This window comes from Vibrio sp. B1-2, from assembly GCF_963888445.1.
GTDB lineage: Bacteria > Pseudomonadota > Gammaproteobacteria > Enterobacterales > Vibrionaceae > Vibrio > Vibrio anguillarum.
In genome coordinates this window covers 73,262-90,522 of the sequence record NZ_CAWPJH010000045.1, presented here as the reverse complement: position 1 = coordinate 90,522, position 17,261 = coordinate 73,262, and the positions used below count along the sequence as shown (strand labels likewise).

Genomic DNA, 17,261 nt, shown 5'->3' with positions numbered 1-17,261 from the left:
TATTGGCGATCTTCGCTCCTACCTTCAGTGGTAGGGCTTATCTTTTCTGATTTACTCCTCTCGATTTTTCTCCTGCTCTCTAGTTTGAGATGAAAACCTATCTATGAATTACATTGATGAACAATGACGTCATTGCTCATTAATATATTGCATTTGGGTATCATTTCGATGGTCGTTACCTTTGCCAATCGGGAGATTCGCCATGACGGTAATGAGCAACATTTATATTGAAAATTCACCTAACTTTTCTTTGGAAGAGATTGGTGCGGCTCGTAATGCATTTTTGCAGTACGAACAGCAAAAACAGGTACATTTATTGGCAGTGATGCCTATCGAAGAGGCAGTGGCGATTTTACGTCACTGTACTATTGGTTATGTTCAGCAACTACTCAGTGAATTAGATAAAGGGGGCTATGACATTCGCGCTCGCCATTACGCTAACCAATTGGGGTTTATTTACTCAGAAGTTGAAACGGCACAAAGCTATTTAACCACTAGCGTGATTGAACATGTAAAGCAGCGTATTGGCTGGATTATTGTATTGGCACTACTTGGTATCGTATCCGGGCTGATTATTACCCAGTACGAAGATACATTGAGCCAGCTTGTGCTCTTGGCTGTGTATATGCCTGTTATTGCCGCTGCAGGTGGGAATACTGGCTCGCAAGCTGCGACGTTAGTCGTGCGCGCGTTGGCGGTTGGTGAATTACGCAAACGTCAATGGTTGCGTGTATTATGGAAGGAGTGCCGTGTTGCGGTTTGTCTTGCGTTGGCTATCTCTGCGGTGATGGTGGCTCGCATTATGTTGTTTAGTGATGCCAACTCAACCGGAGGCTTTCCACTAGAAAACATTGCGTTTGCAATTGCGGTTGCGCTCTTTATCCAAGTCACCATTTCAACGACAATTGGCGGCTTATTACCGATTGCTGCGCGCGTTTTTAACTTAGATCCTGCGGTATTAGTTAGCCCTGTACTGGCTTCTATCGTCGATATTTCGGGTATGTGGATCTACTTTAACGTGGTGAACTATTCATTAGGACTGAGCTGACTGAACTTAACGACATCTTCAAAGAAGAGCGTCTCAAATTGAGCAATTGGGGCGGTAACACTGGTGTTATCGCCTTGATCTTGCGGATAATAATCAGTGATGAATTGAACAAATAATGTACTCGGTTTTCCTTGTTTATCTAAACCGAAGCCCGCCATGTTATGCGTTCCATAAAGCGAACCACTTTTGGCAATCAGCTGCCCTTGTATAGCTTGGCCACGCATACTACGTCGGTACTGTAAGGTACCGGATTCACCTGCTTTAGGCATGATGTCAATAAGCTTAAGGGTTTGATTATTAATCCAAATGTAATTCAGCACATCCACCATATTTTGTACTGACAGGCGGTTGTTACGTGATAAACCCGAACCATCAGCCAACTGAGCTTGTGCCAAGTTGATGCCTGTTCGAGAAAAAAGGATCTGCTTGATCGCCTCGGTGCCATTACTAAAACTGCCTGGTTGAATAAAAAAATGCTGGCCAAGTGTTTTGGTTAAACTGTCAGCAATCAAATTGTCAGACTCTTTAAGCATCATTTCTAACAACGGGTACAGTGGCATAGATTGATGTGTTGCTATCAATGAATCCTTTTCTATGCTCAGTTCATCTTGCTTTACACCCAGCTTAACCTCGCCTAGCAATTCAATGCCCACTTGTTTGAGTTGCTTATAAATCATACGTGTGGCGTATAAGTTTGGGTCTTGCACGGCAAACTTTAGTGGCAGAGGTTGTGTTCGCTCTGCCAAACAGCCGTCGAGTTGGTAATGGTTCTGCTCTGAAGTGCGCAGTTCTAAATCACAGCGAGCGCTCTCTTGTTCAGTCTTAGTGACACTTCTTGCGTAGCTGGTCACGTGAATGGGATAGTGCTCAGGCACATAAACCCGAGTTTTCCCGTTCGGTTGCGTATAAATAGAGGCTTGCACACAATTACCATCCAGAGTGATTGCACTTGATGGGGCGCTATAGCATACCCCTAGAATATCCCAAGGTGATCCAACCGCGCGGTCGTAACCTGAAAAGGCTGAATTATCTAACCAAAGGTTGCCTTTTATTTGTGAGATGCCCTGTTTTTTTAGCTCGCTGAGTAGCTGCTTCATATCTTGGCTGGTTAACGTAGGGTCGCCAGAGAAGTGAATAACAATGTCATCGCCATGTTGAGTTAGCTGAGTCGTGAAGCGAAATTGTTCGCCAAGCTCTAGCGTGGCGGCAAGCGCAGTGAGCATTTTTAAAGTGCTGGCAGGAGGGAAAAGCGCTTGTATGTTATTAGTATCTTGAAAAACCTGTGCAGTGGCTAAAGAGTGAACGAATAAACCCACCCGAGTACCTTGTGGCAGTGTTTGCAAAGGCGTATACGCCAAAGTCGATAAAGGAAAGAAGAACGAGAGGATGAATAAAAAAGTACTGCGGTTTAATAAGAGCATAACACGGCATTTCAGGGCGGAGTGTGCATACAGTATAGCGAGATAAAAAAACGCCTGCTAGCAAGCAGGCGTTTTAAATCTATGACATTAAGCCAAGAATTAGAAGTCGTAACGTAGACCTAGTGCTAGTTCGTCTTCAGATTTAGCTTTACCTACTTTGTCTGAATCAAGTAGGTTGAAGTTGTAAGAGATGTACGAACGGAAGTTAGGTTTGAAGAAGTAAGTTGCATCAACTGCAACGTAATCAATAGAAGTTACATCACTTGTTTCGGCGTTGTTGTAGGTTGTTGTGAATACCGCTTGGCCCATTGTATAGGCTGCAGCTAGTTCATAACCAGTGTAATCAACGTTAGTGTCTTTTTCGCCGTCAGTGAATACACCTGCGAAGTAGAAATCAGAGATGGCGTAAGATGCAGCAAGCATGTACTCGTTTTGAGTATCTTGGTCAGCATAGCCCGCACCTAGCTTAACGCCAGTGTCGCCGATTGCATAGATAGCCGATAGAGAGTAGCCGTCTGCGTTGTTATCTGCATAACCACCGTCAGGCGCATTCTCTGTACGATCTGCAAATTTATAGCTTGCTTTAACGCCTAGGTTATCGAATTGACCTTTATAAGCCACCATGTTGTCTACGCGGTCTGCTACAGCAATTTTGTCTGCTGCATTGTTACCGTGGTAAGACATGATATCAGTAAAGTCAGTGATAACACCTAGCGCGCCGTCGTTTTTACCGTAAGTCACTTCACCAAAGTTACCGCCGATACCTGCATAAGTGTAACGGTTGTCTAGGTTATTATTTGACTTATTTTCGCCTTGGTCGTTAGTAGTGAACTCACCTTCGTAGAAACCAACACCGTATAGGCTGTCGTTGATCGCTACTTTACCTAGGAAGTTTAGACGTACGCGTGATGCATCGTCCGCTTTGCCATCTTTAAGAGAAAGACGAGCTTCTGCGCGGCCGCCCATTTCTAGAGATGTACCGTCTTGGTTGTATAGCTCACCAGCATTTACACCAGTTACTACTGCAGCAGCTGATACTGCTAAAGCAATCAGAGTTTTGTTCATCTTATTAGTCCTAATTTACTGTCCATAAATATTTTTATTTGCGACGTCTATATCGTCCTTCGAGTGCTTTTGAACATTGAGTTGCATAGGTTGGGTTTTGTAAACCTTCACTAACGTACAACCAAACGTTACTAGCATTTCGTGTTCTACTTTTTACTCTTAAGTTCCGAAATTAGTTAGTAAAATGATATAAAACAGGTTTATGAACACCGTTTTATTTTGTGTAAATAAATATCAAGTCTTTGTTTTTTATTTGGTTTATTGGTTTTTATCAACTGGTCTGAATAGTTTGTTTTTTTATTTTTTTTTAGTGAAGTGGGTCGGTTTTTTGTGCAAAAACATTCGTGAAAATGAGCTTTGTGTCTGTTTTTTATCACTTTCCCCCAAACTCATTCACAGAAACCTGACAGGGGTCACGTGTGATTTAAGATGATTTAGTCACGAAGTTTGATTACACTGATTAGCAACTATGTTAATCCATGTACTACCTAACCTTTGTTGTGTTGGGTAGTTTTGTTTTGCCCAAATACGAATTTTGGCATTAGAGGTATAAAATGGAAAAAGTTCCAATGACAGTTCGTGGTGAACAATTACTGCGCGAAGAGTTAGATAGGCTGCTAAAATTACGTCCACAAATTACCCAAGCTATTGCAACCGCACGTGAACTTGGTGACCTAAAAGAAAATGCGGAATATCACGCTGCTCGAGAAGAGCAAGGTATTTGTGAGGCTCAAATTCGTGATATTGAATATAAGCTATCTGTTGCTCAGGTGATCGATATCACTAAAATGGAAAATACAGGCAAAGTGATTTTTGGTTCAACAGTGACATTGATTGACAGTGATACTGATGAAGTGAAACGCTACCAGATTGTGGGTGAAGATGAAGCTGAGATTAAATCTGGGCGCATTTCTGTCAGCTCACCGATTGCCCGTGGTTTGATCGGTAAAATGGAAGGTGATGAGGTGATTATCGCTACTCCCGGTGGTGATAAAGATTTCGAAATCGATAAAGTTGAATACCTCTAATTCATTTCAACAACAATCAAAAAGGTCGCAGTGTGCGACCTTTTTTTGTCTGTATCCATCAGAGTCAGAGCGTCGATAACGCGACTGATTACTTACGAGGGATCTCGATTTTACGTTGCTCGGTTTGACGAAATAGTACGAGAATCTTACCAATGGTTTGTACTTTTTCTGCGCCAGTCTCACGCACGATAGCATCGATAATCAACTGCTTAGTTTCGCGATCTTCGGATGCTACTTTCACTTTGATCAGTTCGTGGTGGTTGAGGGCAATCTCGATTTCCGCTAGAACAGCCTCAGTGAGTCCATTCGCGCCCATCAGTACAACAGGTTTCAAACTGTGTGCTAGGCCTTTAAGGTGCTGCTTTTGTTTGGTGCTTAGGTTCATTATGCGGCCAATTTTATTTAATATAAGGGTTGAAAAAAGCTATTTTAACGCCATCTATCCCTGAAGACTATATTTTCTACCATACTTTCTTGGATGGAAACATTTCAGTTAGGAATCGAATGAGTAAACAGAAGCATTCGGCCAGCTCTAGTCGCTGGTTGAAAGAACATTTTGATGATAAATACGTGAATGAAGCCAAAAAGAGAGGTTATCGTTCGCGTGCTATTTTCAAAATAGAAGAGATTCAAAATAAAGATAAACTGCTTAGGCCAGGAATGACTGTTGTGGATTTAGGGGCGGCTCCCGGCGGGTGGTCTCAATATTCAGCGGGTATCGTCGGTGATAAAGGCCGAGTGATCGCGTGTGATATTTTGCCGATGGATCCTATTGTTGGCGTTGCTTTCTTACAAGGCGATTTTCGTGAAGAGGCCGTACTGGAAGCACTATTAGATCGTATACAGCCTGATATGGTTGATGTAGTGATGTCAGACATGGCACCTAACATCGCCGGAAATAATTCGGTTGATCAGCCAAGGGCAATGTATTTGGTTGAACTAGCTCTAGATATGTGTCGACAAGTTCTTACTCCAAATGGTAGTTTTGTGGTCAAGGTTTTTCAGGGAGAAGGCTTTGATGATTATGTCAAAGAAGTTCGAAACCTGTTTAAAGTCGTGAAAATAAGAAAACCAGACTCTTCGCGAGCTCGCTCAAGAGAAGTCTTTGTTGTAGCCACTGGTTACAAAGGTTAACGTTTTTGCTGTACAAGGCATAAGTTAACATATGGCTACAGGTTACAAACTGTAGTACCCTACCTTTAATTACAATTAGTTATCGCGAGGCTTACACCTTGAGTGATATGGCAAAAAATTTAATTCTGTGGCTAGTTATAGCTGTCGTTTTAATGTCGGTATTCCAGAGCTTTGGCCCTGGTGATAGTAACGGCAAAGCAGTGGATTACACCACGTTCGTACAGGAAGTTGGCCAAGGCCAGATTCAAGAAGCTCAATTTAACAATAGTGAAATTTCCTTTACTCGTAGAGGCGGTGGTACTCGCTATGTAACTTACATGCCCGTGTACGATCAAAAACTGCTTGATGATTTGATTAATCAAAACGTTAAAGTACAAGGTACACCACCAGAAGAGCAAAGTTTGCTCGGGACCATTTTTATCTCTTGGTTCCCCATGATCCTACTGATCGGTGTTTGGATATTCTTCATGCGTCAAATGCAAGGTGGCGGTGGCAAAGGTGCCATGTCATTTGGTAAGAGCAAAGCTCGTATGATGAGTGAAGAGCAAATCAAAACCACGTTCGGTGATGTGGCTGGTTGTGACGAAGCGAAAGAAGATGTGAAAGAGCTTGTGGATTACTTGCGTGATCCGAGTCGCTTCCAAAAACTGGGTGGGAAAATTCCAACGGGTGTTTTGATGGTTGGTCCTCCTGGTACAGGTAAAACATTACTGGCAAAAGCAATTGCTGGTGAGGCGAAAGTACCGTTCTTCACTATATCTGGTTCTGATTTCGTTGAAATGTTTGTCGGTGTCGGTGCATCTCGTGTACGTGACATGTTCGAGCAAGCGAAAAAGGCTTCACCTTGTATCATCTTTATTGATGAGATTGATGCGGTAGGTCGTCAACGTGGTGCTGGTGTCGGCGGCGGTCACGATGAGCGTGAGCAGACTTTAAACCAAATGTTGGTTGAAATGGATGGTTTTGAAGGCAATGAAGGCGTTATCGTCATTGCGGCAACTAACCGTCCAGACGTTTTAGACCCAGCATTGCTGCGTCCGGGGCGTTTTGACCGTCAAGTGGTGGTCGGTTTACCTGATGTTCGCGGCCGTGAACAGATCTTGAAAGTTCATATGCGCAAAGTACCTTTAGCTGGTGATGTTGAACCTTCATTGATTGCTCGCGGAACACCGGGTTTCTCTGGTGCCGATTTGGCGAACTTAGTGAACGAGGCGGCGTTATTCTCTGCTCGCGGTAACAAACGCAATGTTTCGATGGTTGAGTTTGAGTTAGCAAAAGACAAAATCATGATGGGTGCTGAACGTCGTTCGATGGTGATGTCTGAAGAAACTAAAGCATCAACAGCTTATCATGAAGCAGGACACGCCATTGTTGGTCGTTTGGTACCTGAACATGATCCTGTTTATAAAGTATCGATTATTCCACGTGGTCGAGCTTTAGGTGTGACGATGTACTTGCCTGAACAAGACAGAGTTAGCATGTCGAAGCTGCATCTTGAGTCTATGATTTCAAGCTTGTATGGCGGTCGTTTAGCGGAAGAGTTAATTTACGGCCCAGAAAACGTTTCAACTGGTGCATCAAACGATATCGAACGTGCGACAGCCATTGCTCGTAAAATGGTTACTCAATGGGGCTTTTCGGAAAAACTTGGCCCATTGTTGTATGCAGAAGATGAAGGTGAAGTCTTCTTAGGGCGCAGCGTGACTCAAACTAAGCATGTGTCTGAAGATACTGCTAAGTTGATTGATGACGAAGTTCGTAAAATTATTGACCGCAACTATGATCGTGCGCGTAAAATCCTTGAAGAAAATATGGATATTATGCATGCAATGAAAGATGCGTTGATGAAATACGAAACGATTGATGCAGGCCAAATTGATGACTTAATGGAGCGTAAAACCGAGATTCGCGAACCTGCAGGTTGGGCTGATCAAGCCAAAGCTCAAGCAGAAAAAGCGGAAGCGGAAAAAGCTCAAGAGCCAAAAGTAGAGCCAGCAGCAGAAGACGAAGTAGCCACTGAGTCCTCAGAAAAGAAAGATGCTGAGTAATCGTTAATATTCAAATTAAACCCCGAGCTTTCTCGGGGTTTTTGTGTTTTAGAGCAAAATGAAGATTCAAACCCCAACAAAGACACTTATCCTCGATCGTCCTCATGTCATGGGTATCTTGAACATGACTCCGGATTCATTTTCCGATGGTGGAAAATTTAACGCGCTAGATTTGGCACTAGAGCATGCCGATAAAATGATTGCCGCAGGTGTCAGCATTATTGATATTGGAGGGGAGTCAACTCGGCCGGGTGCTCCAGAAGTGACTCTCGATGACGAATTATCTCGTGTTATTCCTATTATTAAAGCTATTCGTGCAAAATATGACGTCTGGATTTCAATTGACACCAGTAAAGCTGAAGTGATGCGTCAGGCGGTTGAGGCTGGTGCTGACTTGATTAATGATGTTCGTGCACTGCAAGAGCCGGGGGCATTAGAGGTTGCGGCTAAAGCACAAGTGCCTGTCTGTATCATGCATATGCAAGGCCAGCCACGAACGATGCAAACCAGCCCACATTATCAAGATGTGTTAGCGGATGTTAAGCTCTTTCTAGAAGATCGAGTCGCAGCGTGCGAGCGTGTGGGGATCGCGCGTGCAAATATTATCCTCGACCCCGGTTTTGGATTTGGCAAAACCATTGAGCATAATTATTATCTGCTTGCACATCTAGACGCATTTCATCAACTAGGTTTGCCAATATTGGCTGGGATGTCCCGTAAGTCAATGATTTTTAAACTACTCAATAAAAAACCAGCTGAATGTATGGTGGCGAGCGTTACCTGCGCGGCTGTAGCTGCAATGAAAGGTGCACACATTATTCGTGTCCATGATGTGAACGAAACCATTGAAGCAATGAAAATAGTACAAACCATTATTCAAAATAGTTAACAATAATAATTAAGGAAAAATCATGTCTGACAAAAGACGTTACTTTGGTACAGATGGTGTCCGCGGTAAAGTTGGACAGTATCCTATCACTCCCGATTTCGTATTAAAACTTGGCTGGGCGGCTGGACGTGTATTGGCAAAACAAGGCACGAAAAAAGTCATTATTGGTAAAGATACGCGTATTTCAGGTTATATGCTTGAGTCGGCTCTAGAAGCGGGCTTAGCCGCTGCAGGATTAAAGGCGATTTTTACCGGACCTATGCCGACGCCAGCTGTTGCTTACCTGACTCAAACCTTTCGTGCAGAAGCGGGGATCGTTATCTCAGCGTCGCATAACCCTTATTACGATAACGGCATCAAATTCTTCTCATCCGAAGGGACTAAATTACCTGATGAAATTGAATTGGAGATCGAAGCTGAATTGGATAAACCGATTGAGTGTGTCGAGTCTGCCGAACTTGGTAAGGCTTCACGTATGGTCGACGCTGCAGGGCGGTATATCGAGTTTTGTAAAAGTACCTTTCCATCGCAATGGAATTTATCAAAGCTGAAAATCGTCGTTGACTGTGCTCATGGTGCCACCTATCACATCGCGCCTAATGTCTTTAAGGAACTTGGCGCTGAAGTGATAGCAATGGGGGTTGAGCCAGATGGTCTGAATATTAATGACGAAGTTGGAGCAACGGATGTCCGCGCGTTGCAACAGCGCGTTGTGGCAGAAAAAGCAGATTTAGGACTGGCATTTGATGGTGATGGCGATCGCTTAATTATGGTTGATGAGCTTGGCAATAAAGTGGATGGAGATCAAATTGCCTATATCATCGCCCGTGATGCCCTGCGACGTGGAGAATTAAAAGGTGGTGTTGTTGGAACGCTAATGACAAACCTTGGTATGGAAAACGGCTTAAAGCAGTTAGGTATCCCTTTTGTGCGAGCGGCGGTTGGTGACCGTTATGTGATGGAAAAATTGCTGGCAAAAGGTTGGAAAATTGGCGCAGAAAATTCAGGGCACATCATACTGCTAGACAAAGTGACTACGGGTGATGCGATTGTTGCGGCGTTGCAAGTTCTTGCTTCCGTTGTGGGCAGTGAAATGTCGCTCAATGAACTGGCTAAAGGCATGACGCTTTACCCGCAGGTTTTAGAAAACGTACGTTTTAGTGGTGATTCCAACCCATTAGAAGCCGAAGCGGTAAAAGCGGCTGTAGCTGCCGTAGAAGCGGAACTTGGTAACCAAGGTCGAGTGCTCTTGCGTAAATCAGGTACTGAACCTTTATTGCGTGTGATGGTGGAAGGGGAAGATGCTGAGCTAGTAAAAAATTCAGCATTAAAGATAGCTCAAGCGGTTAAAGATAATTGCTAACCAGGCAAATAATATGAGTTAACCTAGGATTTCATGACCGTAATTCGGCTTGAAATCTTATGGTTAGCTATACACATAGGGTGTTGTTGCCCTTTTTTTAACCGCTTGAAGCATAAACTCCATTTTTTTATAAAATACTCCTTGTCAGCATGGGATGCATTCGTTAGTATTGCGTCCGCCTTCGTTGAGGAGGTCGCTAGCCTTGTTCAAGTCAGTTGATAAGAACGGCGCTGGCTCAACTATTTGGAACATAGGTGGAAGTAATGTTTACAGTTCTACTTGTGATTTACCTGTTGGCAGCGCTTGGTATCATTGGCCTAGTGTTAATTCAACAAGGTAAAGGCGCAGATATGGGAGCCTCTTTCGGTGCTGGCGCGTCAAACACTGTGTTTGGTGCTAGTGGCTCAGGAAATTTCCTAACCCGAATGACTGCAATTTTTGCAACCGTATTCTTCATTCTTAGTTTGGCATTGGGCAATTTGTCTACGCATAAAACTGAATCACAATGGATTGACCCAACTAAAGGTCAAGTGATTGAGCAAACTACGGATACAGCGAGTGACGTTCCAGTAAAATCTGGTGACGAAATCCCGCAATAACTTATCTTAGATAAGTACAAATAATTGCCGAGATGGTGAAATTGGTAGACACACTAGCATGAGGTGCTAGCGCCTTAGGTGTGAGGGTTCGAGTCCCTCTCTCGGCACCATTATTTACAAACTTGTAAATCACTTGATAGAGCGTATAATGCTCGCAAGTCGGACGCGGGGTGGAGCAGCTTGGTAGCTCGTCGGGCTCATAACCCGAAGGTCGTCGGTTCAAATCCGGCCCCCGCAACCAATTCTTTTTGGGTTTTGGATGCAAGTTTGTGCAGTGTCAACCTCACTGCAATTGAGAATTTAGATTCTCAATCATCAGGGTCCAGCAACAAAAAACCCCGACTAATCGGGGTTTTTTGTTATCTGAGTTTCTCAAGTATGAGATTTTCAGATAGTTGCTTGGAATTTAAATTGGGCTCTGTGCCCTTTTTTTGTTTCTGGAGTGGTTTAAATGACTGGTTTAGAAAGACAACTTACTGAAATGCTTGACGCTCCAGTAGCGGCATCAGGTTATGAGTTAGTTGGATTAGAATTTATTCGTGCCGGAGAGCACTCAACATTACGCATCTATATTGATCATGAAAACGGTATTAACGTTGATGATTGCGCAGAAGTGAGCCATCAAGTGAGTGCTGTGCTCGATGTTGAAGATCCAATTTCTGTGGCTTACAACCTAGAAGTTTCTTCACCAGGTTTAGAGAGACCACTTTTTAAAGCAGCGCATTATGAACAGTTTATTGGTCACGAAGTCAGCATCGTTTTGAAAATGGGTGTCGGCAACCGTCGCAAATGGAAAGGAATTATCCATTCTATTGATGGCGAAACCGTTGCAATTAGCGTTGATGGGAAAGAAGAACTATTTGCGCTAAGCAATATTTCTAAAGCTAACCTGATCCCTAAATTTTAGTTCTCCTAGAGAAAAGAGCTTAAGAGGCTAGATTAAATGAGTAAAGAAATTTTAGCGGTAGTTGAGGCGGTTTCGAACGAGAAGGCCGTACCTCGTGAGCGTATTTTTGAGGCGCTTGAAACTGCGCTTGCCACATCAACAAAGAAGAAACATGAAATTGAAGTCGATGTACGTGTTGCTATCGACCGTAAAACGGGTGAGTTTGAAACTTTTCGCCGTTGGTTAATCGTTGAAAATGTTGAACATCCAACAAAAGAAATTTCATACGATGCAGCTAAATACGACGACGAAACAGCTGAACTTGGTCAATATATTGAAGATCAAATTGAATCAGTGACCTTTGACCGTATTACAACACAAACAGCAAAACAAGTTATCGTACAAAAAGTGCGTGAAGCTGAACGTGCGCAAATCGTCGAACAGTTTATTGATAACGAAGGTGAGTTGGTTACTGGCGTTGTTAAGAAAGTAAACCGTGATTCGGTTATTCTGGATTTAGGTAATAACGCTGAAGCGGTTATTTTACGTGATGACCAGCTACCGCGTGAAAACTTTCGTCCAGGTGACCGAGTTCGTGGTCTGCTATATGCTGTACGCCCTGAAGCGCGCGGATTCCAACTCTTCATTACTCGTTCAAAACCAGAAATGCTCGCTGAGCTATTCCGTGTAGAAGTGCCAGAAATCGGTGAAGAGCTGATTGAATTGAAAGCCGCGGCTCGTGATCCGGGTTCGCGTGCGAAAATTGCAGTCAAAACCAATGACAAACGCATTGACCCTGTGGGCGCGTGTGTCGGTATGCGTGGAGCACGTGTTCAAGCCGTATCGAGTGAGCTCGGCGGTGAGCGCATTGATATCGTTCTTTGGGATGATAACCCAGCTCAATTTGTTATCAATGCAATGGCACCAGCAGATGTTGCATCGATCATCATGGATGAAGATACGCACTCAATTGATATTGCTGTTGAAGCGGATAACCTAGCGCAAGCAATCGGTCGTAATGGTCAAAACGTACGTCTCGCTTCTCAACTGACCGGTTGGGAATTGAATGTTATGACGGTTGCTGATCTACAGAAAAAACATCAAGAAGAATCGATGGCTTCTATTGAAAACTTCATGAAGTACCTCGATATCGAGCAAGACTTCGCTGAGTTATTGGTTGAAGAAGGCTTCTCAACGCTTGAAGAAGTGGCTTATGTGCCAGTTGCTGAGCTACTTGAAGTTGACGGCCTAGATGAAGATATCATCGAAGCATTGCGTACTCGCGCGAAGAATGCGTTGACCACGATTGCGCTAGCACAAGAAGAGTCTTTTGAAGGGCTAGAGCCAGCAGAAGATCTGCTCGCACTAGAAGGTTTAGAGCGTGAAATGGCCTTTAAACTCGCAGCGAAAGGCATAGTCACATTAGAAGATCTTGCTGACCAAGGTATTGATGACCTCGAAAATATTGAAGGTCTAACAGAAGAGCGTGCAGGTCAATTGATCATGGCAGCGCGCAATATTTGTTGGTTTAGCGAAGAAGAATAATTCTCAGCAAGGGGAGAGAGCGGCATGACACAACTTACAGTTAAAGCACTGAGTGAAGAAATTGGTACGCCAGTTGACCGCTTGTTAGAGCAACTTGCTGATGCAGGCATGAACAAAACGAGTTCTGATAACGTTTCTGATGATGAAAAACATAAGTTATTGTCACATCTTAGAAAAGAGCACGGTGATACCACTGGTGACTCAGAGCCGACTCGTTTGACGTTGCAGCGAAAAACACGCAGCACATTGAGCGTCAATGCTGGCGGCGGCAAAAGTAAGAATGTTCAAGTTGAAGTGCGTAAAAAACGTACCTACGTTAAGCGCAGTGCAGTAGACGATGAAGCAACACGTGAAGCGGAAGAAGCCGCGCAACGTGAAGCGCAAGAATTAGCAGCGCGTGAAGCACAAGCAAAAGCAGAGCGCGAAGCCGAAGAAAAAGCAAAGCGTGAAGCCGAAGAAAAAGCGAAGCGTGAGGCACAAGAGAAAGCGAAGGTTGAAGCACAAACGAATGCAACAGCTAACGCGGATGAGAAAGCAAAACGTTCTGCAGTGAAACCAGAACTTTCTGCTGAAAATAAAATGAAGCAAGAAGCAGCGCGAAAAGAAGCCGAAGAGCTTAAACGTCGTCAAGAAGCCGAAGCATTACGTAAAGCTGAAGAGGAAAGTCAGCGCCAGCTAGAAATAGCACGTGAATTGGCTGAGAAGAATAAAGAGCGTTGGTCTGCTGAAGAAGAGAAAAAGGGTAGTATGGAAGAAAATACAGATTACCATGTTACGACTTCAACGTATGCACGTGAAGCCGAAGATGAAGCAGATCGCCGTGAAGAAGGTGCTAGCCGTAAATCTACGAAAGCTAATAAGAGCAAAATCTCATCGCAGGATGATAAGCAAGAGCGCGGTACGCGCCGAGGCAAAGCTCGTAAAGGTCGTATGGCTAAACCTGCATCGATGCAACATGGTTTTGATAAAACAGCGGTTGTCGCTAAGCAAGATGTTGTGATCGGTGAAACGATTGTTCTTTCTGAACTGGCAAACAAAATGTCAGTGAAAGCAACTGAAGTTATCAAAGTGATGATGAAGATGGGCGCAATGGCAACCATCAACCAAGTGATCGACCAAGAAACCGCGCAATTAGTCGCTGAAGAAATGGGTCATAAAGTTCTCATCCGCAAAGAGAATGAACTGGAAGAAGCGATCCTTTCTGACCGTGATAACAAGTTTGAAGCAGTGCCTCGTGCGCCAGTTGTTACTATCATGGGTCACGTTGACCACGGTAAGACATCAACACTTGATTACATCCGTCGCACACACGTTGCATCAGGCGAGGCCGGTGGTATTACTCAGCACATTGGTGCTTACCACGTTGAAACACCAAACGGTATGATCACCTTCCTTGATACTCCTGGACACGCTGCGTTTACTTCAATGCGTGCTCGTGGTGCTCAAGCGACAGATATCGTTGTATTGGTTGTTGCGGCAGATGATGGCGTAATGCCACAAACGGTTGAAGCGATTCAACATGCGAAAGCGGCGAATGTGCCACTTATCGTTGCAGTAAACAAAATCGATAAAGATGGCGCGAACCCAGATGGCGTGAAAAATGAGCTTGCTCAACACAACATCATTCCTGAAGAGTGGGGCGGTGAGAACATGTTTGTTCACATCTCTGCGAAACAGGGAACCAATATTGAAGGCCTACTAGAAGCTATCCTACTTCAAGCTGAAGTTCTTGAGCTTCATGCTGTTAAAGATGGTATGGCGTCTGGTGTGGTAGTTGAGTCTCGTCTTGATAAAGGCCGTGGCCCTGTGGCAACTGTTCTTGTTCAATCAGGAACACTACGCAAAGGCGACATCGTACTGTGTGGTCAAGAATATGGCCGTGTTCGTGCGATGCGCGACGAAACTGGTAACGAAGTTACGGAAGCGGGCCCATCAATTCCTGTTGAAATTCTAGGTTTGTCTGGTGTTCCAGCTGCCGGTGATGAAGCAACAGTAGTTCGTGATGAGCGTAAAGCACGTGAAGTGGCAAATTATCGTCAAGGTAAATTCCGTGATGTGAAGCTTGCACGTCAGCAGAAATCTAAGCTTGAAAACATGTTCTCTAACATGACAGCGGGCGAAGTGGCTGAACTGAACGTGGTACTAAAAGCAGACGTTCAAGGTTCGGTTGAAGCCATTGCTGATTCACTGCGTAACCTTTCAACTGATGAAGTGAAAGTGAACATCGTGGGTTCTGGTGTGGGTGGTATCACAGAAACTGATGCAGTACTTGCAGCAGCTTCTAACGCTATCGTACTTGGCTTTAACGTTCGTGCTGATGCATCAGCTCGTCGTACTATCGAATCTGAAAACTTAGACCTACGTTACTACTCAATCATTTATCAATTGATTGATGAAGTAAAAGCGGCCATGAGCGGCATGCTAGCACCAGAGTTTAAGCAAGAGATCATTGGTCTTGCTCAGGTTCGTGAAGTATTTAAATCACCTAAACTAGGTGCAGTTGCTGGTTGTATGGTGACTGAAGGCGTTATCAAACGTAATAGCCCTATCCGTGTTCTACGTGATAACGTGGTTATCTACGAAGGTGAGCTTGAGTCGCTACGTCGCTTTAAAGATGACGTGCAAGAAGTGAAGAATGGCTACGAATGTGGTATCGGCGTTAAGAACTACAATGATGTTCGCGTTGGTGACCAAATCGAAGTCTTCGAAACAGTGGAAATTAAACGTACACTGGATTAATTGACTGACGTTGCTGTATTGAAATAGACAGTAATCGGTTGTTGAATACACCATGGGGGGCTGGGTTGAACCATCCCCCCATTCTTTCTATATGTGAGAAAAGATATGTCAAAAGAATTTAGCCGCACGCAGCGCGTATCCCAACAGCTGCAAAAAGAACTCGCCATGATCATACAACGTGAAGTCCGTGACTCACGCTTAGGTATGGTGACGATTTCAGAAGTCGAAGTGTCACGTGACCTTGCTTATGCAAAAGTGTTTGTGACGTTTCTATGCGTTGGTGAGCAGACCCCAGAAAGCTGCTTAGCTGCGTTAAAAGAGCATGAAGTTCATATCCGCATGATGCTTGGCAAACGTATTCGCTTACGTTTGACACCAGAAATTCGCTTCACTTATGACAATACTTTGGTTGAAGGTATGCGCATGTCCAACTTGGTGACTGAAGTGGTCAGCAATGATAAGCGCAGACAGAAAGATGCAGGACGTGAAGATGAAGCGCCTGCTGAAGAAGGGAATGAATAGATGGCTCGTCGTCGTAAAGGTCGCCCAATCAACGGGGTAATTTTACTGGATAAGCCAACGGGTATCTCCTCGAATGATGCCTTACAAAAAGTAAAACGTATTTATTTTGCAGAAAAAGCCGGACACACTGGCGCGCTCGATCCTTTGGCAACAGGAATGTTGCCTATTTGCCTTGGTGAAGCGACAAAATTTTCTCAGTTTTTACTTGATTCAGATAAACGTTATCGAGTCATTGCAAAACTGGGTGAGCGAACCAATACCTCTGATTCAGACGGAGAGGTAGTGGAAACACGTCCAGTCAATGTGCAATTAAATACCCTGCGAGAGTGCATCGAGCGTTTTCGTGGTGAAACCGACCAAATTCCGTCAATGTTTTCTGCACTGAAATATCAAGGCCGTCCTCTATATGAATACGCTCGTGAAGGCATTGATATTCCGCGCGAATCTCGAAAAATCACTGTCTATGATATTGAATTGATCCGTTTCGAAGGTGATGAAGTTGAAATGGATGTGCACTGTTCGAAAGGCACGTATATCCGCACTATCGTGGATGACTTAGGTGAAATGCTTGGTTGTGGCGCACATGTGACCATGCTGCGTCGTACTGCGGTCGCGAAGTACCCATATGAGAAGATGGTGACTTTAGAGCAACTTGATGCATTGCTGCAACAGGCGCTGCGTGATGATGTCGCACCGAAAAATGTGTTGGACTCGTTATTGATGCCAATGGACAGTGCGGTGCAAGATTTGCCGGAAGTTAACCTTATTCCTGAGTTGGCAGACATGGTACAACATGGCCAACCAGTGCAAGTGTTGGGTGTGCCACTTGATGGCACAGTGCGCATGACCATGGGTGAAGAGAAACTCTTTATCGGTGTGGGTGAAATTGACCAAGATGGTCGTGTTGCGCCTAAGCGATTGGTCGTTTTTAGAGACGAAGAGTCGCTTTAAATAGCTATTGCTTAACGTTGGGG

General features: G+C 44.2%; 15 protein-coding genes and 2 tRNA genes. 14 read left to right on the top strand and 3 right to left on the bottom strand.

All coding sequences use genetic code 11. From position 1 onward, the window contains the following. The first annotated feature begins 202 nt into the window (after positions 1–202). Positions 203–1,048 (top strand): magnesium transporter, encoded by an 846-nt coding sequence (locus AACQ75_RS17885; protein ID WP_026027515.1) that lies wholly within the window; start codon positions 203–205, stop codon positions 1,046–1,048. On the opposite strand, the gene dacB is transcribed toward AACQ75_RS17885, so the two are convergent. Further along, the gene (gene dacB / locus AACQ75_RS17880) at positions 1,027–2,469 is read right to left on the bottom strand and encodes a serine-type D-Ala-D-Ala carboxypeptidase (protein ID WP_170889164.1); all 1,443 of its coding nucleotides are present in this window, start codon (positions 2,467–2,469) and stop codon (positions 1,027–1,029) included. The genes AACQ75_RS17885 and dacB overlap by 22 nt on opposite strands. A gap of 99 nt (positions 2,470–2,568) precedes the next feature. After that, entirely contained in the window at positions 2,569–3,534 is a 966-nt protein-coding gene (ompU, locus tag AACQ75_RS17875) for a porin OmpU (protein ID WP_081245022.1), read from the bottom strand. A gap of 554 nt (positions 3,535–4,088) precedes the next feature. On the opposite strand from ompU, the gene greA reads away from it, so the two are divergent. Further along, positions 4,089–4,562 carry a transcription elongation factor GreA gene (greA, locus tag AACQ75_RS17870; protein ID WP_013857625.1) on the top strand — a complete coding sequence of 158 codons (474 nt, stop codon included), beginning with the start codon at positions 4,089–4,091 and terminating at the stop codon, positions 4,560–4,562. A gap of 88 nt (positions 4,563–4,650) precedes the next feature. On the opposite strand, the gene yhbY is transcribed toward greA, so the two are convergent. Further along, a complete protein-coding gene (yhbY, locus tag AACQ75_RS17865) occupies positions 4,651–4,947 on the bottom strand; it encodes a ribosome assembly RNA-binding protein YhbY (RefSeq protein ID WP_010318529.1) in 297 nt (98 codons plus the stop codon). A 119-nt stretch (positions 4,948–5,066) separates the two neighbouring features. On the opposite strand from yhbY, the gene rlmE reads away from it, so the two are divergent. The 12 genes from rlmE to truB all read left to right on the top strand — a co-directional run bounded on the left by rlmE (position 5,067) and on the right by truB (position 17,238). Beyond that, on the top strand, positions 5,067–5,696 hold the full coding sequence (gene rlmE, locus AACQ75_RS17860; RefSeq protein ID WP_010318530.1) for a 23S rRNA (uridine(2552)-2'-O)-methyltransferase RlmE: 630 nt from the start codon (positions 5,067–5,069) through the stop codon (positions 5,694–5,696). Between the two features lie 98 nt (positions 5,697–5,794). Next, positions 5,795–7,744: an ATP-dependent zinc metalloprotease FtsH gene (gene ftsH, locus AACQ75_RS17855; RefSeq protein ID WP_017049783.1), complete on the top strand. Its 1,950-nt coding sequence runs from the start codon at positions 5,795–5,797 to the stop codon at positions 7,742–7,744. 58 nt (positions 7,745–7,802) lie between these two features. Further along, positions 7,803–8,633 carry a dihydropteroate synthase gene (folP, locus tag AACQ75_RS17850; protein ID WP_105977487.1) on the top strand — a complete coding sequence of 277 codons (831 nt, stop codon included), beginning with the start codon at positions 7,803–7,805 and terminating at the stop codon, positions 8,631–8,633. 22 nt (positions 8,634–8,655) lie between these two features. Then, positions 8,656–9,996, top strand: a complete 1,341-nt coding sequence (gene glmM / locus AACQ75_RS17845; protein ID WP_088720912.1) for a phosphoglucosamine mutase — start codon at positions 8,656–8,658, stop codon at positions 9,994–9,996. A gap of 263 nt (positions 9,997–10,259) precedes the next feature. Then, positions 10,260–10,595, top strand: coding sequence for a preprotein translocase subunit SecG (gene secG / locus AACQ75_RS17840; protein ID WP_010318534.1), 336 nt, complete (start codon positions 10,260–10,262; stop codon positions 10,593–10,595). A 26-nt stretch (positions 10,596–10,621) separates the two neighbouring features. Then, a tRNA-Leu gene (locus tag AACQ75_RS17835) sits at positions 10,622–10,705 on the top strand. Between the two features lie 54 nt (positions 10,706–10,759). Next, a tRNA-Met gene (locus tag AACQ75_RS17830) sits at positions 10,760–10,836 on the top strand. 210 nt (positions 10,837–11,046) lie between these two features. Further along, on the top strand, positions 11,047–11,502 hold the full coding sequence (gene rimP, locus AACQ75_RS17825; protein WP_013857619.1) for a ribosome maturation factor RimP: 456 nt from the start codon (positions 11,047–11,049) through the stop codon (positions 11,500–11,502). A 36-nt stretch (positions 11,503–11,538) separates the two neighbouring features. Then, positions 11,539–13,026, top strand: coding sequence for a transcription termination factor NusA (gene nusA, locus AACQ75_RS17820; protein ID WP_013857618.1), 1,488 nt, complete (start codon positions 11,539–11,541; stop codon positions 13,024–13,026). 24 nt (positions 13,027–13,050) lie between these two features. Beyond that, a complete protein-coding gene (gene infB / locus AACQ75_RS17815) occupies positions 13,051–15,765 on the top strand; it encodes a translation initiation factor IF-2 (RefSeq protein WP_047690112.1) in 2,715 nt (904 codons plus the stop codon). 105 nt (positions 15,766–15,870) lie between these two features. Further along, positions 15,871–16,287, top strand: a complete 417-nt coding sequence (gene rbfA / locus AACQ75_RS17810) for a 30S ribosome-binding factor RbfA (protein WP_094124560.1) — start codon at positions 15,871–15,873, stop codon at positions 16,285–16,287. Next, positions 16,288–17,238, top strand: coding sequence for a tRNA pseudouridine(55) synthase TruB (gene truB, locus AACQ75_RS17805; RefSeq protein WP_013857615.1), 951 nt, complete (start codon positions 16,288–16,290; stop codon positions 17,236–17,238). The last annotated feature ends 23 nt before the right edge of the window (positions 17,239–17,261 follow it).